Below are 20,693 nucleotides of genomic sequence, written 5' to 3'. Positions count from 1 at the left end.
TCGCCTTCGCTGCAGTGCGCGAGAATGCTCGCGAGCGTTCCGTCGCGTAGACGCGCCATCGCAGCGAGATCACTCGCATCAGGCTCTTGCGCGCCAATGGCTGGATGCATGCTCGCCCAGCTAATTCGTCGCCACCAATCCCGTTGTGCAGCACGCCGCGTGGTCGACGCTGGCTACACGGTTTATACGATTTCCTGGCGCAATCGCCGCAGCGGCGCTGTTTCGCGACGGCCGGGCGATGAACAGAAAACGCTGACCCTGCTCGCCGCGCTCGTCTGCGAGCCGTCGAGAGGGGCGTCGGCTTACGGCTGCCGCTCTCTCTTTCTATAGCCCATCCAGTTCAACCGATTGCTCATAGGTCGGCACCTCGCAAGCCCACCCGAACGTCTCTGAGATGCGTCGCCGCATCGCATCGGCGGCTCCCGGCTCGCCATGCGTCACGAAGGTGCGCGTTGGCGGGTCCCGCAGACTCGATAGCCATTGCAGCATTTCACGGTAGTCCGCATGCGCCGACAGGGACGAGATCGATACGACATTGGCGCGCACGCGAACGTATTCGCCATGCAGCTTGATCGAGCTTTCGTGCGCCGCGAGCGCTGCGCCACGCGTGCCCGCCGCCTGGAATCCGACGAGCGCAATGGTATTGCGCGGATCGGATGCGTAGAGGCGCAGGTGATGCAGCACCCGGCCGCCCGTCGCCATTCCGCTACCCGCGATGATCACCATCGGACCGTTGTGAGAGGCAATTGCCTTCGACTGTTCGACGGTTCGGGTCATGATCGCCACCTTGTCCATCGCGTTCGCTTCGGAGATGGTCAACCGATGTTCGTCGAGGTGTTTTCGGTAGACATCCGTGACGCTTGTCGCCATTGGGCTGTCGAGGTACACGGGCACATTCGGCATGCGCCCCTTTTCTTTCAGCTTCGAGATGTAGTAGAGGATCTCCTGTGTGCGCCCGACCGCGAAGCACGGCATTACGACGACACCGCCTTTCGCAAAGGTCTTGCTGAACAGCTGCGCAAGCTCATCTTCGGGATTGGTATCCGGGTGAAGACGGTCGCCGTAGGTCGATTCGACGACGAGATAGTCCGCGTGCGCCAGCGGTGTCGGTTCGCGCATGATCGGATCTTCCGGCCGTCCCACGTCCCCTGAGAACGCAAGCACCTTGTGATTGCGGCACACGACAACGCTTCCCGCGCCGAGGATGTGGCCCACGGGCAGAAACCGGAACGAGATGCCATGCCGCAACTCGACGGGGGTGTCGAAAGGGCGTGGCACGAACAGATGCAGCGCGCGTTCCGCGTCTTCGAGCGTATACAACGGCAGCGCCGGATGATGTTTGGAGAATCCGTGGCGGTTCGCGAAATCCGCTTCCTCCTCCTGAAGCCTCGCGCTGTCGCGCAGCATGATTTCGCAGAGCGCAGCTGTCCCCGGCGTGCAGTACACGGCGCCGCGAAAACCATTGCGCACGAGCAACGGCAGATAGCCGCTGTGATCGATATGTGCATGGGTCAGTATCACAGCGTCGATCGAATCCGCCGGGACGGGTAGCGGCACCCAGTTGCGCATCCGAAGATTCTTCACGCCCTGAAAAAGCCCGCAATCGACGAGAAGCCGCACGCCGGGTTCTTCCAGCAGATATTTCGAGCCGGTCACGGTTTCGCTCGCACCGAGAAAGGTCAGCTTCATCGCTCCTCCGCAGACAGATGCATGTTCACAAGCTCCATTGCATCCGATGTGGCCGTGATGCCATTGATCCAGGTCATGAACGGATCGCTCAAGCCGCTCGACTGAAAACACTGACGCGTGTGCGAGCCGGCTTGACTTGTGTCAACTGCGCGTCCGTCGCGGGTGTTAGCCTGGTGTAATTGATAGACGTTCCGGAGAACGGCAATGGTCAGGTTGGTCGCGCTCGGATGCGGATTCATTGCGCTGGTCGGCGTGGTTGCGCTTGCGGTGATGTACTACGTCATCTGGAAAAATGCCGACTGATCGGCCCCCGCGCGCACTTTCAGGAGGTCAGATCAGATGAAACGCTTCGACCACTTTTTGCGTACGATGTGCTTCGTGCTTTGCATCGGCACGGCGAGCATTGCCGTGCCCGCGCAATCGCTCCCGGAAGCAGTGAGCACGAACGGTCTGCTGTATATGACGGGAGGCGTCGGCGAAGACGAAGCTAAGGCATTTCTCTCGCTCGCCCCGCGCTACAGTCTTCGCATGATGTTCACGTCGCCCGGCGGCGGTTATCTCGCAGACGTCGGCGTCCGCATTGCCGACGCGGGCGGGAAGACCTTGCTCGACACCCGCACCGAAGGGCCGTTCCTGTACATCATGCTTCCGGCGGGACGCTATCGCATCATCGCGAATGCAGGAGGCTCGGAAGTGGCCCGGTGGGTGAGTGTGCCGCGTCGCGGCGGCGCCGATCTTCATCTGTCGCTCGAAGAGCGCGCCGCGCGGGGCACGAACGCGAGCTGCCCGCGCTGTCGACCGTCGGTGGGTCTCTAGCGGGCGCCCGTTCATGAGACGCGAAGATACGCCATCGGAGGCGTTCGTTGACGATGGTGCAACTCGATCGACACCCGGCGCGAACCCTGCCATCGGTCTGACGACGGCCGAAGTCGCCGCGTTGCGCGTCGTGCACGGCCGCAATGTGATCGCTTCGGCCTCGCGCAACCTGTGGTGGAGCACGGTGCGCGATGTGCTCGCAGAGCCGATGTTTGTGTTGCTGATCATTGCGGCGGTGCTGTACGGTCTGTTGGGCGATACGCCGCAAGCAATGACGCTGCTTGCTTTCGTCGTAGCGGAAGTCGCGCTGACCATGTTCCAGAGTCATCGCACGGCAAGCGTGCTGCGCGCGCTGCGGGACCTGTCGGCGCCGCGGGCTCACGTGCTGCGCGATGGAACACGGACTTCCGTGTCGGCGGTGGAACTCGTTCCCGGGGATGTCGTTTTCGTCGAAGAAGGCGCGAAAGTGCCTGCCGACGGCCTGCTCGTGGAAGCGCACGAACTCAGCGTGGACGAGTCGCTGCTCACGGGCGAATCCATGTCTGTCGACAAGTTCGCGGGCTCGCCGGACGGCCCGCTGCCCGCCACCATGCCGAACGTGCTGTTCTCGGGCACGATGGTCGTCAGAGGCCAGGGTTGCATGACAGTGACAGCAATCGGCGCAAAGACCCAACTGGGCCAGATCGGTACGCAACTTGCCGACGTGAAAGAGACCCAGTCGCCCTTGCAGCGCGAAATCCGCACATTCGTCAGGCGTTTCGCGACCCTGGCAATGCTGATCTGTGCGTTGCTGGTTCTTGCCTACCGCTGGCGCACGGATGCGTGGCTGCCGGGACTACTGGCGGGAATCACGCTTGCGATCAGCATCCTGCCCGAAGAGCTCCCCATCATCATGACCGTCTTCATGGCACTGGGCGCGCGCCGGATCGTCAACGAGGGCGTGTTGACGCGGCGGCTCAGCGCGATCGAGACGCTCGGGCAGACCTCGGTGCTCTGCGTCGACAAGACGGGCACGCTGACGCAAAACCGTATGTCATTGCGCGTGCTCTATGCGAACGGCGACGAAGCCTGGATCAGGAGCGACGCGCCGGAAATCAGCCCCGTATTTCATGAACTGATCGAGTATCTCGTGCTGGCAAGCGAGATCGAACCCGTCGACCCGATGGAGCGCGCGTTTCACGAGGCGGGACAAGCATACCTTGCCAATACGGGCCGCTTGCACCGGCATTGGTCGCTCGTGCAGGAGTATGCGTTGACGCCCGACTTGCCTGCGATGTCGCACGGGTGGCAGACCTCCGATGGCGGCGATCGTCTGGTGGCTTGCAAGGGCGCACCCGAAGCGATCTGCGCATTGTGCGGAATGTCTCCTCATGACGCGCAAGCGGTGCTCGAGCGTGCGACACGGATGGCGGAGAACGGATTGCGTGTGCTCGGGGTGGCGCGAGCACGGCATCGCGGCGAGACATGGCCCGACAGACAGCACGATTTCGACTTCACGTTCGTGGGACTCGTTGGCTTGCTCGACCCCGTGCGCCCGGAAGTCGCGGGCGCGATTGCCGAATGCAAGGCGGCTGGCGTGCGTGTCGTGATGATTACGGGAGACTATCCGTCGACGGCGCGCGCGATCGCCGCGGAGGTTGGCATCGATACCGCGCGCGTCATGACGGGCGCCGAACTCGTCGCCATGGACGACGCAGCTCTGCAACGGGTGATACGCGACACGAGCGTGTTTGCGCGCGTGACACCCGAGCAGAAGTTGCGGCTGGTGAATGCATTCCGCCGCGCCGGCGAGGTGGTCGCCATGACGGGCGATGGAGTCAATGACGCACCGGCACTCAAGGCCGCGCATATTGGCATCGCGATGGGCCGGCGTGGCGCCGAGGTGGCACGCGAAGTTGCGTCTCTCGTACTGTTGCGGGACGACTTCACGCCAATCGTATTGGCCATTCGTCTCGGCCGGCGCATCTACGCCAATCTGAAGCAGGCGATCAGCTTTTCGGTGGCGGCGCACTTGCCCATGATCGCCGCCGCGACGATTCCCGTTCTCGCCGGGTGGCCGCCGATGCTCGGCCCGTTGCATATCGTGGCGGTCGAGATGATCATCGCGCCCGTTTGCTCGATCGTCTTCGAGAATGAGCGCGAAAAGCCAACCGTCATGCGCGAACCGCCGAGGCGCGCCGGCGAGCGCCTGATGACCAACCGGGCGCTCGCGGCCAGCGTGGCGATCGGATGCGCGGTAGGCCTTGCCGTGGTCCTGGCGTATGCCTCGATGTTGTCGGGCGGATTCGACGCAGTCGCCGCGCGCACGGTCGCCTTTCCAATGCTGGTGTTGGGCAACGTCGGCATCATGCTGGCCGTGCGCCTGCTGGCGAGAGGGGCCGTGCCACGTCATCTGCGGGATACGAATCCATACGGGTTGGCCGTCGCGGGCTTTGCGCTGATCGCGCTTTGTGTGCTGCTGATGGCGCCCTCGATAGCGCGTGTCTTTGGTCTGTACGCGGTCCTGGCGTGGTCGGGCTGAGTCAGGCGAACGCATATAGGTGAGACCACTGACGTGAAGTATCTGTTCATCCTGTTCGCCGCGGTGTTCGTGTTGAACCTGATTCCCGCGTTCGCGCCGCCGACCTGGCTCGCGATGTCCTGGATCGGGTTCCAGCGTCCCGAAGCCAATCCCTTCCTGGTCGCGCTCGTCGCGGCCTGCGCGGCAACCTGTGCGCGTCTGGTGCTCGCGCGCAGCGCGGGACGGCTGGTGCGCAGCAGATGGCTGCGCGAGGCGGACCGCGAGAATATCGACATACTGAAGTCACGTCTGAGTCGGCACAAGGCCGCGATGGCGGGCGCCTTCCTCCTTTACGCGTTCAGTCCACTGCCGTCGAATTATCTTTTCATCGCGTATGGGCTGATGCGCGCGAATCTCTGGCTAATAGGCGTGCCTTTCTTCATCGGGCGCGTGGCAAGTTATGCGGCATGGGCCAGTCTCGCGCAGTGGGTGCATGGTCTTATCGATCCAGAGTCTGAGTTCGAGGGCACGTTTTTCAGCCTTTATTTCATAGCGTCGCAACTCGCGACGATCGGACTGGTTGTGCTCTTCGTCCGCCTGGACTGGAGCTTGCTGCTTCACGAGCGCAGATTGCGGCTGCGGCCTTCCCATTGGCGAAGGGAGGGCGTTGGGGAGCGGACGAGCAAACGTCGCCTGTCGGCGCGAAAGAAGGCGCCGTAGATGCCCGCCAGCCGTCATGTTCCGGCTAGTCCGCCGTCGCTTCGCCGCTACGCGCAAGCAGCACCGGCGTATCCACGAGCCGCACGGTGCGGGCGGCCACGCTGCCGAGAAGCCATCGCGCGATACCGCGTCTGCCATGGGTGCCGAGAACGAGCAGGTCGCCATTCCATTCCGCCGTGTCCCGTACGATTGCGTGCGGAACATCGTCGTGGGTGGTATGCGTCTTGATCAGGGCGGTCTCCGCGACGCGGCCCTGATCGGCGCAGATGCGCGCGGCCCGCTCGAGCGCAGTGTAACCCTGCTCCAGATATGCGCTTTCCAACGTCGCGGCGGCACCGTCATCGAACAGATGGACGGCCCGGTCCACGACGTAGACCGCGCGCAGCAGCGCATCTGGGGTAGCTATCTGGAGACCCGTCTGCAAAGCAGCGAGTGAGCATGCGCTCCCATCCAGTGCAAAGACCATACGCGCGGGGGGCCGGTCCGTAGGAACACGGCAATCCTCTGGCACCAGCAGCAAAGAGCAGGTCGCGCGCTGCGCCACCGGCTCCGATACGGTACCTTCGATCCAGCGCAACAGACCATGGTGATGCCGCATGCCCATCACGAGCAGATCCGCATTCCAGTGCGATGCGGTAGCGAGCAGTGCATCGGCCGTATTGCCGCTATGTACGGAGAGATCGACCAGTCCAAACTCCAACTCTATCCCGGCGAACATCGCTTCAATTTTCGCAAGCGCGGCGCGGGCATCGCCGATGATCTCATCTCTCGCCGCGGCAAGAAAACCCTGAGTCGTCGCGCCGAGAGGAAACAGCGTGCGCGGGTTCTGGGCCACCGTTACGAGCCTGATTTTTGCACGGTCGGCGAACAATGCTTTTGCATATTCGGCTGCGCGCAGTGTCGCCTCCGAGTCATCCACGGCCAGCATAACGCGCCGAAATGCGCTCTTTGAGGCCGTCGTGCCAGGGTTCGATGTTTGCGCCATGATGCTCCTCCGTTTCAGTCCGCACTTCGTTGATAGATTCTCCGTTCAGCGAAGCGTGCCCAATTGATCCTGGTCAAGTTCTAGTGCACCACGCCGCGCCGGCACTTCCCTGAGGTGAGTTCGTTGCCACGCGGTGAGATTGATATCGATCAATTGTGCCCGGTTTGTGGACGCTACGCTGAGAGCGTGGAGTGTTCAGTGCGCCACAAATGGATTCCAGGAGGGCATTGGTTATGAAGCCGGATAGTCAACTGCGTCAGGAAGTGGAAGATGATCTGGGCACCAATCCGGCAATCGACGCGAACCGGATAGGCGTCGCTGTTGTCGATGGCATCGTCACGCTTTCCGGACAGGTCGCGGACTATGCGCAGAAGGTAGCTGCCGAGAAGTGCGCTCTCAAGATTGCCGGCGTCGCGGCCGTGGTCACGCACATCGACGTGCGGCTCGCCGAAAGCAATCGTCGTACCGATGAGGACATTGCGTTGAGCGTCAGAGCGGTGCTCGACTGGATCTCCGGTCTCGAAGAGGATGCCGTCAAGATCAAGGTCGAAAAGGGCTGGGTGACATTGAGCGGCGAAGTCCAGGGCGGCTACCGAAGTCACATCGCCGAGAAAAACATCGAACATATGCGGGGCGTCACAGGCGTGACAAACGACATCAGGATTTCCGGGTCGGTGTCTCCCGTCGATATCGAGTACAACATCCGCAAGGCAATCCAGCGGCACACGGACCGTGAAATGAAACACCTGGGCGTGCAGGTCGACAAAGGGAGCGTCACGTTGACGGGGCGCCTGAGCTCTCTTGTGGAGCGCGCGATTGTTTGGGGCGCGGCGCGCTCTACACCGGGTGTGAAAACTATCATCGATCGGCTGGTGATCGGCTGATGAGTAGGTCCGCTGTTGCACCTGCGTCGGCATTCAGCGCTGTGGAGCGTGCGATTCGTGCCATTGGAGACGAGGAACGCAAGGTCCTCGTCCGCCTGAAGGCAGGCCGCGCTTTCAACGATACGGTGCACCAGGAACTCGCCTCTAGAATCGTAGTCGCTCTGTCGTCTGTCGAAGGTTTGTCGCCTCACAGCATCAGTGTTGAGGTCGAGCGCGGGAGCGTAACGCTTACCGGAAACGTGGATCGCGACGTCCAGCGAGCCGCGATAGAGATGCGAGCGGGAGGAATATGCGGAGCGGAAGAACTCAACAATCCGTTTAACCTGGGCGGGCGTTTGCCACTCGCTTCTTGACGGCGTGAATCGCTGAGAAAAGCTCTGAAACCGCGATTGAACGCTCGGCGAACGTTCTCCTGCGTGTAAAAGAACGGTGGTCACGCGCGGGTCCAGGAGATCCGACGAATAGGGTAGCGATGGCGCGCGCGAGCACGCGGCGCTCTATCTCTATGGATCATCTTCGTCTCATGCTCGGACTGAAATGCGCGCAGAGGCGGGGTATGCGAAATGGGGCCGCCGCCGTTCTGTTTCCTCCTCGCTTGCGATCCGCTATTGTCCGTATGTAGACGCCGGGCGACGGACGGCGCGAGCACATACGGAGGTTTAAGTCGAGCGGCGAATACCAGGCCACCGGGTAGGGGGCGTGACCTGTCCTTGCCGACGACGCGGTCAACCAGGCCGAGCAGATTCACAGCGTTGCCCAGGCGGCGAACGTTTAGAGGTCCGGCGGTGAAGGGACGCCGCTCTTCAGTGGGCACGTTGGCATGATGGATCTCTATGTGGCAATGGTTTCCTGTATCGTCCAGTTCGATGAAGACGTCGTATGCACCTGCATGGCGCCGATGTCTGCGGTAGCGAAAGCAGAATCGGGCTGGTTCGTCACGTCGGCGCTGCGCGGAAGGGATTTCGATCGGAAGCATGCGATCTCCTGCCAACAGGGGTTTTCCAGGGCGCTACGTCTCTGTGGCTTTCGCCATTCATTAAGCTTGCGTCTCGACCTTTGTGGGTTGACGCATATCAACTATTGGCATCTGACTCGGGAAGTCGGCCATACATGCGCGGGCTGGCGTGGTACGCCTGACAGGCATCGTAACCAGCCTTGCGGAGAAGACGAACGACCGCAATGCGGATCTTGCGCAGGTCAACTCAGTCCGAAACGCTTGATAAACCACGTTTTCATCAAATGCGTGAGCGTCATATAGCCAAGCAGAATCAGCATTAGAGCTGGCCAATACGCCCACGGCAAAGGGGTGAAGCCGAGCACGCGGCCAATCGGGGTAAATGGCAGTACGACGCCCGTCGCGGCAACGAGCAGGGTCGTTGCGAGCAGGGCAGGACTGGCGCTGCTTTCGATAAAAGGCATCTTGGCGGTGCGGATGATGTGAATGATGAGTGTCTGCGTAATCACGGATTCGACAAACCAGCCGGTCTGAAATAGAGCAGGGTTGTCCCACGCGTTGAACATGCGCAGCATCATGAAATAGGTGGCGTAGTCGAACAGCGAACTCACCGGACCCATCAATAGCATGAACTTCATGATATTGCCGAGATCCCACCGGCGCGGTTCGCTCAGATACTCCGGGTCGACGTTGTCGGTCGGTATGGCCGTCTGCGAGAAGTCGTAGAGCAGATTGTTCGTGAGTACCTGAATCGGCGCCATCGGAAGGAATGGCAACATGATGCTGGCGCCTAGTACGCTGAACATATTTCCGAAGTTCGAACTCGCACCCATCTTGATGTATTTGGTGATATTGCCAAACACTTTCCGGCCTTCAAGAACCCCTTCGCCCAGCACCGCAAGGCTCTTCTCGAGCAGGATGATGTCTGCCGATTCCTTCGCGATGTCGACGGCGCTGTCGACCGACACGCCCACGTCGGACGCCTTGAGCGCGGGACCGTCGTTGATGCCATCACCAAGGAAGCCCACGACGTGCCCCTTGCTGTGAAGTGCGTCGACGATAGCCGCCTTTTGCGAAGGCGATACCTTCGCAAAAACCGACACCTGTTCTGCCAGATCGGCCAGTTCAGCGGGGGAGAGCAGTTCGATCTCCCTGCCGAGCACGATCCTGTCGACAGTGATGCCGACCTCATGGCAGATCTTGCGAGTGACACGGTCGTTGTCCCCGGTGAGTATCTTGACCTGCACGCCGCTGGCCTTTAACGCGGCGAGCGCCGCAGCGGCGGTATCCTTCGGTGGATCGAGAAACGCAATGAAGCCAAGCAGCGTCATCCCGCATTCGTCGGCGACGGAATAGATGGTCTGTTCAGGCGGTATTTCCTTATAGGCGACTGCCACCACACGAAAGCCATCGGCGTTGAGCGCGTCGGTGATCTCCTTCGTAGCGGCGTAGTGGCTTTCGTCGAGCGCACCCGTATCGCCATCTATTGCGAAACGTGTGCAAACAGAGAACATCTCTTCGACCGCGCCCTTCGATATCACGATATGAGCGCCATCGTCCCGCGCGAGGACGACCGACATTCGCCTGCGCTCGAAATCGAAAGGCATCTCGTCGATCTTGACGTAGTTCTCGTGAGCCTTGAGTTGCTCATGAAGTTCGACGTGCTTCAGCACGGCCACGTCGAGCAGATTTTTTAGGCCCGATTGATGTGCGCTATTGAGGTAGGCATATTCGAGTACGCGATCCGATTCGTTGCCGTGAATGTCGAGATGACGTTTGAGGATGATCTTGTCCTGAGTGAGCGTTCCCGTCTTGTCGGTGCATAACACGTCCAGCGCGCCGAAATTCTGGATCGCGTTCAGGCGCTTCACGATTACCTTCTTGCGGGACATGTCCATTGCGCCTTTGGCGAGATTGACTGTCACGATCATCGGCAGCATTTCCGGCGTGAGTCCCACGGCGACGGCGACGGCGAAAAGCAGCGCGTCGAACCAGTTTCCTTTCGTCACACCATTGATGACGAGAACGAGGGGAGCCATGACCAGAATGAAGCGGATCATCAGCCACGTGAACCGCGTGACACCTTTGTCGAAGCTGGTTTGCACGCGCTGCTCCGCCACTACGTCGGCAATACGTCCGAATATCGTTGTCTTGCCAGTCGATACGACCACGCCGCAACCCACGCCACTGATGATCGCAGTGCCCATGAAACAGATGTTCGACAACTCGAACTCGGATTCCACGGGTGTCAGGCAAGGCTGTGCAGACTTTTCAAGCGGCATCGACTCTCCTGTCAAGGCCGACTGGTTAACGAAAAGATCGCGCGCGGAGATCAGTCGCAGATCGGCGGGGACCATGTCTCCCGCTGACAGCAATACGACGTCGCCCGTCACAATCTGCTCGATGGGTATTTCGATTTGCGTCGAGCCGGGTCCTTTCGTTTGCCGCATTACCGTTGCAGTCGTTCGCACCATTTTTCGGAGTGCGTCAGCGGCCCGATTCGACCGATGTTCCTGGATGAAACTGAGTGACGTGCTGAGAATGACCATTACGCCGATCATGACCGCGGCCCGCGGATCGCCGAGAGCGTAAGACGCGATTGCAAGAACGAGAAGCAGCAGATTCAGCGGATTGAGCGTCCGTGCCGCGAGTTCGTCGATGAATGTGTGGTGTACTTCATGAAATACGCGATTGGGGCCTGAGATGCGAAAGCGACGGTCGGCTTCCTCGTCTTCGAGACCGGCCCTCAGGCTGTGCAGTCGTTCCAGAGCGTCGTCTGGAGAAAAACGCGCTAGCTCGGCTAGTGCGCCCGCGCCTGCATGTGTCTGGCGATCCGCGCCACGCGACGAACGCCGCAAGCGCGCCAAAAACGGTGGGATATCACGGGTGCTGTGTTTGCCGGCTGTTTGCATCGGGGCACGTTATCGATGAATGAGCATCGACCGATTTCGATTGGAAAAGATCACGTTCACCGTTTGCGCACTCGTGACCGGTACGCCCAGAGCTTGAGGTCGACGTATCGGGATCCGGTTGACTTACGTCAATCGCGACGCTGCATTGCCGTCTAACTATCAACGTCACATCGGCGCGAGACGCCCGGCACAGCGTAGTCAGACAGCGTCGATGGCCGCAGGGAAGCGCGAATCTTCGTGTAAACCCCGGCGCGAGAAGTCATACGCCGTAAGAAGCGGGTAAGCGGGTGCGTTTAACGTAACACCGAGCGCATCAGAACAACGACGCATCGAACCGCATGCGCGAATGCATTGCACCACATCCCTAGCGGGACCCGAGGTGCCAATAGATGCCCCTCGTCGCGACTACGGCCGGAAGAGGGTGTTTGTCAGTCAGCGGAAGCTTTCCATGCAGGAGACGAAGATGGATCTGAAACTCGCAGAAAAAATCAAATCGAGCGCGGCATACCGCGAACTGGTGCGAAAGCGTTCGAGGCTTGGGTGGACGCTGACCGCCCTCGTACTCGTCGTCTATTACGGCTATGTTCTGTTGATTGCATTCGACAAGCAGTTTCTTGCTGCAAAGATGGGCGCAGGTGTGATGACATGGGGGATGCCAGTTGGTCTATTCGTCATCGTGTTCACGGTGGTCGTCACCGGGTTCTACGTACGTCGCGCCAACAGCACATACGACCAGCTTACCGAGCAGATCAAGCGGGAGGCAGCATGAACGCACGACGTCTTCTCGCGCTCGCGGCGCTGTCTGTCGTCTCATTGCGCTGTTTCGCTGCTGGCGCAGACATGGGGCAGACGGTCAAACAGGCTACCAACTGGACCGCAATCACGATGTTCGTCGTATTCGTGGTCGCGACACTCTTCATTACCAAGTGGGCGGCGAGACGAACGCGCTCCGCTGCGGAGTTTTACACAGCAGGTGGCGGCATCACCGGCTTTCAGAACGGACTTGCAATTGCCGGTGACTTCATGTCGGCTGCGTCGTTCCTGGGCATCTCGGCGGCCGTCTATGCGAACGGCTATGACGGTCTCATCTATTCGATCGGCTTTCTGGTGGGCTGGCCGATCATCACATTCCTGATGGCTGAAAGGCTGCGCAATCTCGGCAGATTTACGTTCGCCGATGTTGCGGCATATCGCTTCAAGCAGGCCCCGATCCGCGCGTTCGCCGCTTCGGGCACGCTGGTTGTCGTGGCGTTCTATCTGATCGCGCAGATGGTGGGTGCAGGGCAGTTGATCAAATTGCTGTTTGGTCTCGAGTACTGGATCGCCGTGGTGATCGTGGGCGCGCTCATGATGGTGTACGTGTTGTTCGGAGGCATGACGGCAACCACCTGGGTGCAAATCATCAAGGCATGCCTGCTCCTTGCCGGTGCTTCGTTCATGGCGTTCATGGTGCTGTGGCAGTTTCATTTCAGCCCCGAAGCGCTGTTTGCGAAGGCCGTCGAGGTGCACGAGAAGAAGGCCTCTATCATGGGCCCCGGCAATTTCATCAAGGATCCGATATCGGCGATCTCGTTCGGAATCGCGCTGATGTTCGGCACAGCGGGGCTGCCGCATATCCTGATGCGCTTTTTTACGGTGCCGAATGCGAAGGAAGCGCGCAAGTCCGTGTTCTGGGCGACGACATGGATCGGTTACTTCTACATTCTGACCTTCATCATTGGCTTCGGCGCGATCGTGCTGGTGAGCACGAATCCTGTCTTCAAGGATGCTGCGGGCAAGCTGCTGGGCGGGACAAACATGGCTGCTGTGCATCTTGCGAGTGCTGTAGGCGGGAACGTGTTTCTCGGCTTCATTTCCGCTGTTGCATTTGCGACGATTCTTGCCGTCGTCGCGGGTCTCACACTCGCCGGCGCATCAGCTGTGTCGCACGATCTGTATGCGACCGTCTTCAAGCATGGTAAGGCACCGAGTGTGAACGAGCTGTTCGTTTCGCGCGTCACGACGGTCGTGCTGGGTATCGTAGCTGTCGTGCTCGGAATCGTGTTCGAGAAGCAGAATATCGCTTTCATGGTTTCGCTGGCTTTCGCTGTTGCCGCGTCGGCCAACTTCCCGGTGTTGTTCATGTCCGTGCTCTGGCGCGGCTGCACGACGCGCGGTGCAACCATCGGCGGCTTTCTCGGGCTGATATCGGCCGTGTTGCTGACGGTTCTCTCGAAAGCAGTTTGGGTTGACGTGTTCCATTTCTCGAACGCGCCTTTTCCTTACGCGTCGCCGGCACTCTTTTCGATGGCGATGGGTTTCTTCGGCATCTGGCTTTTCTCCGTGACGGACAAGTCCGCTCGCGGCCGCATTGATCAGGCCGGATTTGAGGCGCAGTCGGTACGCTCGGAGACTGGCATCGGAGCGGTGGAAGGCGCGAGTCACTAAACCAGAACTTGCGACTGGTAACGCTGCTCAGGAATCAAGCTTGCAACTGGCGACGGGTTGACTCTGGGTGTGCATCCTTCCGGCAAGTAAGCCCCCGTGTGGGAAGTTGTCCCCTCCTTTGCTGGAGGGGTTTTTTTTTATCCAGCGGGAACGAGGACTCAGGAGGCGATTTATTGGCGACGAGAAGTGCTGAGCTTGAACGGGGTTGAGCGCGAGAGAGATTCCCCACACGCACAGGGCGGGATTTCTATGACGATGTCTTCTTTGCGGACAGGTTGGCGGGGCTATTGAGTCAGGCTGCCACGATCGCGAGTCGATCGTCTGTGTGTGCAGATGGAGACGTACGAATGACCGTCCGGTCGAGGCGGACCGGGCGGTCGGCATCCGTGGATAGCGCGTGCTTACGTGTGTTGACTGAACTGATGCAACACGGCCGGATTCTCCACGGTAGACACGTCCTGCGAAATCGCTTCGCCTTTTGCAACGGAGCGCAACAGCCGACGGACTACCTTCCCGGAACGCGTCTTTGGCATGCTGTCGCCGAAGCGGATCTCCTTGGGCTTGGCAATCGCGCCGATCTCTTTACCGACCCACGCGCGAAGTTGATCTGCAATCTGCTTTGCGTCGCCGTCAGCAGGACGTGGGCCTTTCAGCACGACAAACGCGACAATAGCTTCACCACTTGTCTCGTCCGGCCGGCCGACGACAGCTGCTTCGGCAACAAGCGGGTTCGCAGTCAGCGCTGATTCGATTTCCATCGTACCCATGCGGTGGCCGGAGACGTTCAGCACGTCGTCGATTCGACCGGTGATGGTGAAATAGCCTGTCTCGGGGTCGCGGATCGCGCCGTCACCGGCCAGATAAAGGTTGCCGCCCAGTTCCGATGGATAGTAGCCGTGGCGAAACCGCTCCGGATTGCCCCATATGGTACGCAGCATCGACGGCCACGGCTGCTTGATGACGAGCAGTCCGCCTTGTCCATTGGGCAGTTCGACGCCCGTTTCGTCGACGATGGCAGCGTCGATACCCGGCAGCGGCAACGTACACGAACCCGGCACCAGCCGCGTTACACCAGGCAACGGCGCGATCATGTGACCACCCGTTTCGGTTTGCCAGAACGTATCGAGCACAGGGCACCGTCCGCCGCCTACTTCTTGCGCGTACCATTGCCATGCGCTCGGATTGATCGGCTCGCCGACTGTGCCGAGCAGGCGCAGCGAGGACAGGTCGAAGCTCCGGGGATGCACGCTTCCATCCGATTCCGATGCCTTGATCAGCGAGCGGATAGCAGTTGGCGCTGTGTAGAAGATGCTGACCTTATGTCGCGCGATCATGTCCCAGAAGCGTCCGGCATTCGGCCATGTTGGTACGCCCTCGAAGATAACCTGCGTCGCGCCGACGGCTGTCGGGCCGTAGCAGATGTAACTATGGCCGGTTATCCAGCCGATATCCGCTGTGCACCAGAACACGTCGTGCGGCTGGATATCAAATGTCCAGTTCATCGTCACCGACGTCCACAACAGGTAGCCCGCCGTACTGTGCTGCACACCCTTAGGTGTGCCCGTCGAGCCGGACGTATACAGCACGAACAGGGGATGCTCGGCCCCCACCCATTCGGGTTCGCAGGTGTCCGGCTGCGCCTCTTCGATCTCGTGAAGCCAGCAGTCGCGTGTCTCGTCCCATAAGATGGACCCGCCTGTACGGCGATATACGACTACGGTATGGACGTCGTCTGTGCCGCCCATAGCGAGCGCTTCGTCAACAATTGACTTCAATGGCAGGCTTTTACCACCGCGCATCTGTTCATCGGCTGTAATGACGGCAACCGCGCCCACATCGACCATCCTCTCGTGCAGCGATTTTGCCGAGAAGCCGCCGAATACGACCGAATGTGGCGCGCCGATACGGGCGCAGGCCTGCATCGCGACGACACCTTCAATGGACATCGGAAGATAGATCATCACCCGGTCGCCCAGACCGATTCCGCGCTCGCGCAAACCGTTGGCGAACCTGCAGACACGTGCATGCAATTCCAGATACGTGATTGTCGTAACGGTACCGTCGTCTGCTTCGAAAATAATTGCAGTCTTGTTCGCATTGCCGTTGTCCAGATGACGATCCAGACAGTTGTACGACGCGTTCAGCACGCCGTCGTCGAACCATTTGAAAAACGGCGCATTCGATTCATCCAGCACCCGGGTAAAGGGACGCCGCCAGGTCAGGTGCTCGCGTGCGAGCCGTGCCCAGAATCCGAGGCGGTCGGTTTGCGCTTCGTTGACGAGCGCTTCATAGGCGGGCATGCCGTCGATAGCCGTGCCCCTCAGAAGCGGCAGATCTGCGGGGTCAGGCCGGTATGTGCTCGCATGGGTCGTGGACATAATCTCCTCACGTGGATGTATGGAAAGAACAGCCAGGCGCGCGTCCCAATCCATGCCGCGTGGGGCAATTGATCATGCCGTACGGTTTGATTGTCTTTTATCTGTGCGGAGCGGGGGCGATTTCGGGCGTCCCCACCAGTGTGATTTGTGGCAGAGGGGAGCGGTTGATTCAGATCAAGCAACAGGATTTGGGAGTTGGCCCCAGTCCGGGTCGGGCGCGATGCCGCCCGATTTTGCGTTGATCCAGATCAGTTGTGTCGACGGTTTCATCACTATGCTGAGACCCAGGCCGCGAAGGACGTGCCGCGATCAAAGCCGTGATCCAGCATCGTTACGCCGCGATTCACACTTCACACGCGGAGTGAGTTTATGCAGATTAGAGTCGACATCAAAATGCTTGAGAAGGCCGCATTTGTCACGCATGTCTTCATTGCGATCGTGCTGTTTGCTGTCGTGATCCACCTGAACAAACTTGATTTCATGACACACGCGGAGACCGAGTCGGAAATATTCGCCGACGCCTATACCTCGACGTGTCTGCTTTCAGAGTTCAACGCGTGCACCTCGCTCTAGGGGCTAACGACGCGGGGCACTTAGCGTAATGCGCACGCCGCGCTCGTGAACGCGAGTTGAACCACGCCTGCCTGGATCATCTAGTTCTTTTTCCGATTGCTCGAAGGCGGACGAAGTCCGACCGTGCGACTCGTCGAGTGGAGCCGTATGGCCCCGGCCGATGCTGATGGATTGGTGCCGTGAATTCCTGCGTCTTTATTCTTCGGTCGGTCTTCTACGTACTGGTAACCGGATCACGTCGACGTGACCCGGCAGATCCCCCGCCAATTCGTTTTCCGTGTAACTGAAATACAGGACCGTCAGTCGGTTCGGGTCCAGAATCCGGAATATATGCAGGAGACCAAAAATCGGGTCGACCGTAGCGTCGAAAACCTGGGCTTGGTGAGGGATCTTGTTCGGCGTCTCCAACTTGCCCACCTGATGACAGGAAACTTCAACGTCAGGCGTAGGCGCAGCGCTACCGCCAAAACCATTTTCATCATGAGATCTGGAAACGTAGCAGGTCACGCCTTTCAAGAGCGGGTCGTCGTAGGCGGATACCCTGATCTGCCCGCCATAGCGATGGGAGTGAGTCGCGATTCTCGCTAAATCCTCGCCATGAACTGGAAACGCCGCGCACGGCAACAGTGCTGCCAGAATCCAGGAAATCGAAAAGTGACGTGTCATGGCGTGTCTCCTACGAAATCGCCTGGCTGGTTGTGTAGTTGTTTGAGCCAGATTACGAGCACACATGCAACCGTCATTGACCGAAGTCAACGGGAGCCGATCCTGAGATGCACTTACTCTCGGGCATGCCGGACAACGCCGCACTTATTACCAGACTGCTTGCCTTCCTGGAAACCCCCTTTACTACGTCGATATCGGCGCGGTGGCACATTCCCGCGCGGTGGACGCCCCGGTGAAGCGGCTTGAATGCGCCCACGGGAAAACTGCAGCAATATTGCCGGGTGAGCGCTGCTGCGCGGCAGGCATGGTGCAAAGCAATCGCCTTGTCCAGGGCGCCAGTTCTGCTCATGCTGCGGTACAGTTAATGCATCGCAAATGCCTGGCGCGAATCAGGCGTGCTGCCATCTCCATCCCTTATGGGTGTGCCCCGAAATGAAATACAAGGACTATTACGCGATCCTGGGTGTGGAGCGTACCGTGACTCAGGAAGAGATCAAGCGCGCATACCGCAAGCTCGCGCGCAAATATCATCCGGACGTCAGCGGGCACAGCGACGCGGAGGAACGCTTCAAGGAATTGGGCGAGGCCTATGAGGTGCTCAAGGATCCGGAGAAGCGTGCAGCATACGATCGACTGGGAACCCAATGGCACAGTGGCGAGGATTTCCAGCCTCCACCGAATTGGGATGAAGGGTTCGAGTTCAGTGGCGCGGGTGACGAAGCTGGCGCGCATGCCGACCTCAAGGATTTTTTTGAAGCCATGTTTGGCAGCACCCGAGCGGCGCAGACACGGCAGGGGCCGTCCCGGGCGACGGGGCAGGACCACCATGCCAAAGTGTTGATCGATATCGAGGATACCTATCGGGGAGCACAGCGCACGATTTCGCTGCAATTGCCTGTCATCGACGATCAAGGGCATGTTTCGCTGCAGTTGCGTACGCTGAACGTTTCCATTCCAAAGGGCATGCGAGCAGGCCAGCACCTGAGACTGGCGGGCCAGGGAGGAGCCGGAGTGGGAGCCGGACCGGCGGGGGATCTCTATCTGGAAATTGCGTTTCGAGCGCATCCGCGCTTTCGTGTAAATGGAGGCGATGTCTTGCTCGATTTGCCGGTGGCACCTTGGGAGGCGGCGCTTGGCGCACATGTCAAGGTGCCGACGCCCGACGGACTGGTTGAAATGACGGTGCCAATGGGCTCGGCGGGCGGCAGACGCTTGCGGCTGAAGGGCAAGGGAATTCCGGGGAATCCGCCCGGTGACCTGTACGTGATCTTGAACATCGTATTGCCGCCAGCCGACAGCGAGCCAGCCAAAGCTGCTTACAACGCCATGCGGCAGGCGTTTAACTTCGACCCGCGTGCGCGGCTTTATGGGTAGTTCACTATGAAAGAATTCGAGCCAACCTGGCTGGCGGGCCAGATCGTCGATGAAGGCGTTGAGTTCACTCTCGTCGAACTGAGTCGGACAAGTGGTGCATCGGCAGAGGAAATAACCCTTTGGGTTGCCGAAGGCGTGTTTGATCCGAAGGGAGCGGGACCGCAGGAATGGCGTTTTAGTGGGGCTTCGCTGCGTCGCGCGCGCACTGCCTTTCGGCTGGCTCGCGATTTTCAGATCAACGCGCCGGGTATTGCGCTCGCCCTGGATCTGCTCGACGAAATCGACGCTCTAAAGACAGGTTCGCGGCGCTCGCCCGGCAACTGAACGAACCCTACCCATTGGACGACGGGTCGACAATCCTGACGCTCAAATCGGTCGGCAGAATCTGGATTTCCTACGCGTTCGGATTTCCTCGCCCGCAACATCTACCTTTGGGGCGCATGTTTTTGAGCGTGTTCAGGCGGGCGAGAAGCTCTTCCGCCTGCTTTTCGATTGCGCGATCGCTTACGTAACCGCTCACGGCTGTCCTTAACCTTTCGGCCCAATAAGCCGGATCGCCAACGGGCGTCTGCGAGGAAAAATATCCGCGTGTCTGTTCAAGCAGTGCAATAGCTGTTCTGATATGTGCAAGCTCGCGCTCAAGTTCACCGTACAGGCTCATTCTCGACCGTGCTCCCTTACAAATTGGTGCGAGTCAGTTCTTGCCGACATGTTGCATTGCGGCGGACTGTATTGACTTGATCGGTGTCAATGCGCCCTGAAGCTGGATAACGACTGGCGACGCGGCTTCGGAGAGGCCATTTTGCCGGACGATCTTCAACTGCTTTTCGTGACCGGCTGATGAGGCGCGCACGTTGATCGGGGCCCGCTTTTTTTCCTGACCCGCGATTCAGTTGAGGGAGACGGACGCAGCAACCTCCCATTGCCTGCCCAGCGCAAATACGACCAGCGTCGCGAGCACGACCACTCCGTGTGCCGGGTTGCGGATGCATGCCCGGACCTGTTCGCTTTTGCCATGCCCGAACAGACACCATAGACAGAAGTGTTCGCAATTGTTGGTCAGAAGCCGATAGTTGCGTTCGCCGAGGCGTGACACTGCACGGTGCACGGCGGCAAGGCCCGCATATTTCGCAAAGGGATGGGAGATCACCTCAAAACCGAAACCCGCCGCAAACTGGTCGATCGAGACGATTTCAACGGGGCCCCGGCACAGGCGCCGGGAAAAGCCCGCGTAGTGGATAACCTTTCCGTCTCCGATATAGATGCCATGGTGGACATAACCCGGACGCCGCGTGGCCAGATGTACCCCGCGCGGCAGGTCGGGCTGGAACGCGTTGTTTGCGTCCTGCACATGATCACGATGGTTCATGGCTGGCTCCTGCGCAATGAGCTGGTTCCTGCTGGTGCCTGGCCATGCCGTCCACACAAGAACACAGGCTACAGCTGGACTGAAACTCAGCTTGATGACGTGCCTTTAGTATTGGTAACGGCGCATTCGGCAACAATCGGCCACGGCTGGACTTGCCATCCGATATCTGGAAGCGATATCAGAACTGTCCGATACCGGGAGAGGGATGCTCTGAGCCTGGAGGGGAGTCGAGGTCTCGCGCCCCGTCATTGATGGGTGCGCCAAAATTCGAACGGTACGATGACCCACCTGCCTTCAAGACAGGTCGGTGCGTTGATACCTGGTTGGTAGATACACGACCTGAATGCGGCGACACCGACAGGTGGACTTCGTAGTCGACAGCCTCGCCGCTTCACGGCAGCGCCGGTGCGTTCTTGACGCCGCTTCCCGTGTAACTCGAATAGCG

The 20,693-nt window shown here is 59.8% G+C and carries 18 protein-coding genes; 10 read left to right on the top strand and 8 right to left on the bottom strand.

The genetic code is table 11. The annotated features are described in order from the left end of the window. Positions 1-324: 324 nt before the first annotated feature. Positions 325-1,689, bottom strand: a complete 1,365-nt coding sequence (locus tag C2L66_RS23555; protein ID WP_060606356.1) for an MBL fold metallo-hydrolase RNA specificity domain-containing protein — start codon at positions 1,687-1,689, stop codon at positions 325-327. Between the two features lie 339 nt (positions 1,690-2,028). On the opposite strand from C2L66_RS23555, the gene C2L66_RS23550 reads away from it, so the two are divergent. From C2L66_RS23550 to C2L66_RS23540, 3 genes are read left to right on the top strand one after another with little or no spacing between them, the layout of a single operon-like run. Further along, complete coding sequence (locus C2L66_RS23550) at positions 2,029-2,505, top strand: hypothetical protein (RefSeq protein WP_060606358.1); 477 nt, start codon at positions 2,029-2,031, stop codon at positions 2,503-2,505. 13 nt (positions 2,506-2,518) lie between these two features. Continuing rightward, entirely contained in the window at positions 2,519-5,026 is a 2,508-nt protein-coding gene (locus C2L66_RS23545; RefSeq protein WP_082670445.1) for a cation-translocating P-type ATPase, read from the top strand. A 33-nt stretch (positions 5,027-5,059) separates the two neighbouring features. Then, positions 5,060-5,725 (top strand): hypothetical protein, encoded by a 666-nt coding sequence (locus C2L66_RS23540; RefSeq protein ID WP_060606361.1) that lies wholly within the window; start codon positions 5,060-5,062, stop codon positions 5,723-5,725. A 25-nt stretch (positions 5,726-5,750) separates the two neighbouring features. Here C2L66_RS23540 and C2L66_RS23535 read toward each other — a convergent pair whose 3' ends face one another. Then, positions 5,751-6,710, bottom strand: coding sequence for a universal stress protein (locus tag C2L66_RS23535; RefSeq protein WP_060606364.1), 960 nt, complete (start codon positions 6,708-6,710; stop codon positions 5,751-5,753). Positions 6,711-6,943: 233 nt separating this feature from the next. On the opposite strand from C2L66_RS23535, the gene C2L66_RS23530 reads away from it, so the two are divergent. Beyond that, positions 6,944-7,594, top strand: a complete 651-nt coding sequence (locus tag C2L66_RS23530; protein ID WP_060606367.1) for a BON domain-containing protein — start codon at positions 6,944-6,946, stop codon at positions 7,592-7,594. Continuing rightward, positions 7,594-7,947 carry a BON domain-containing protein gene (locus tag C2L66_RS23525; protein ID WP_060606370.1) on the top strand — a complete coding sequence of 118 codons (354 nt, stop codon included), beginning with the start codon at positions 7,594-7,596 and terminating at the stop codon, positions 7,945-7,947. The genes C2L66_RS23530 and C2L66_RS23525 overlap by 1 nt, the downstream gene beginning before the upstream one ends. 80 nt (positions 7,948-8,027) lie before the next feature. Here C2L66_RS23525 and C2L66_RS40770 read toward each other — a convergent pair whose 3' ends face one another. Beyond that, positions 8,028-8,570, bottom strand: coding sequence for a hypothetical protein (locus C2L66_RS40770; protein WP_148654626.1), 543 nt, complete (start codon positions 8,568-8,570; stop codon positions 8,028-8,030). 221 nt (positions 8,571-8,791) lie between these two features. Further along, complete coding sequence (gene mgtA / locus C2L66_RS23520) at positions 8,792-11,461, bottom strand: magnesium-translocating P-type ATPase (protein ID WP_103323717.1); 2,670 nt, start codon at positions 11,459-11,461, stop codon at positions 8,792-8,794. Positions 11,462-11,924: 463 nt separating this feature from the next. Between mgtA and C2L66_RS23515 the strand changes: the two genes are divergently transcribed. Both C2L66_RS23515 and C2L66_RS23510 read left to right on the top strand, forming a co-directional pair. Then, positions 11,925-12,230 carry a DUF485 domain-containing protein gene (locus tag C2L66_RS23515; protein WP_054935006.1) on the top strand — a complete coding sequence of 102 codons (306 nt, stop codon included), beginning with the start codon at positions 11,925-11,927 and terminating at the stop codon, positions 12,228-12,230. Next, the gene (locus C2L66_RS23510) at positions 12,227-13,888 is read left to right on the top strand and encodes a cation acetate symporter (RefSeq protein ID WP_054935005.1); all 1,662 of its coding nucleotides are present in this window, start codon (positions 12,227-12,229) and stop codon (positions 13,886-13,888) included. Before C2L66_RS23515 ends, C2L66_RS23510 begins: the two co-directional genes overlap by 4 nt. 401 nt (positions 13,889-14,289) lie before the next feature. On the opposite strand, the gene acs is transcribed toward C2L66_RS23510, so the two are convergent. Then, the gene (acs, locus tag C2L66_RS23505) at positions 14,290-16,188 is read right to left on the bottom strand and encodes an acetate--CoA ligase (RefSeq protein ID WP_233445035.1); all 1,899 of its coding nucleotides are present in this window, start codon (positions 16,186-16,188) and stop codon (positions 14,290-14,292) included. A 447-nt stretch (positions 16,189-16,635) separates the two neighbouring features. Here acs and C2L66_RS23500 point away from each other — a divergent pair, with 447 nt between their 5' ends. Next, on the top strand, positions 16,636-16,839 hold the full coding sequence (locus C2L66_RS23500; RefSeq protein WP_054935004.1) for a hypothetical protein: 204 nt from the start codon (positions 16,636-16,638) through the stop codon (positions 16,837-16,839). Between the two features lie 195 nt (positions 16,840-17,034). On the opposite strand, the gene C2L66_RS23495 is transcribed toward C2L66_RS23500, so the two are convergent. Beyond that, positions 17,035-17,505: a CreA family protein gene (locus C2L66_RS23495; RefSeq protein WP_054935003.1), complete on the bottom strand. Its 471-nt coding sequence runs from the start codon at positions 17,503-17,505 to the stop codon at positions 17,035-17,037. A gap of 432 nt (positions 17,506-17,937) precedes the next feature. Here C2L66_RS23495 and C2L66_RS23490 point away from each other — a divergent pair, with 432 nt between their 5' ends. Then, a complete protein-coding gene (locus tag C2L66_RS23490) occupies positions 17,938-18,879 on the top strand; it encodes a DnaJ C-terminal domain-containing protein (RefSeq protein ID WP_060606373.1) in 942 nt (313 codons plus the stop codon). Between the two features lie 6 nt (positions 18,880-18,885). Continuing rightward, positions 18,886-19,203, top strand: a complete 318-nt coding sequence (locus C2L66_RS23485) for a chaperone modulator CbpM (RefSeq protein ID WP_054935002.1) — start codon at positions 18,886-18,888, stop codon at positions 19,201-19,203. Positions 19,204-19,273: 70 nt separating this feature from the next. Here C2L66_RS23485 and C2L66_RS23480 read toward each other — a convergent pair whose 3' ends face one another. Further along, the gene (locus C2L66_RS23480; protein ID WP_082670447.1) at positions 19,274-19,540 is read right to left on the bottom strand and encodes a hypothetical protein; all 267 of its coding nucleotides are present in this window, start codon (positions 19,538-19,540) and stop codon (positions 19,274-19,276) included. A gap of 228 nt (positions 19,541-19,768) precedes the next feature. Next, positions 19,769-20,248 (bottom strand): lecithin retinol acyltransferase family protein, encoded by a 480-nt coding sequence (locus C2L66_RS23475; RefSeq protein WP_060606376.1) that lies wholly within the window; start codon positions 20,246-20,248, stop codon positions 19,769-19,771. Positions 20,249-20,693: the final 445 nt, after the last annotated feature.

Origin of the sequence: Paraburkholderia caribensis, from assembly GCF_002902945.1 — a bacterium.
GTDB classification, from domain to species: domain Bacteria; phylum Pseudomonadota; class Gammaproteobacteria; order Burkholderiales; family Burkholderiaceae; genus Paraburkholderia; species Paraburkholderia caribensis.
The sequence above is the reverse complement of the archived record's forward strand: the minus strand, read 5'-3'. Positions and strand labels throughout refer to the sequence as shown.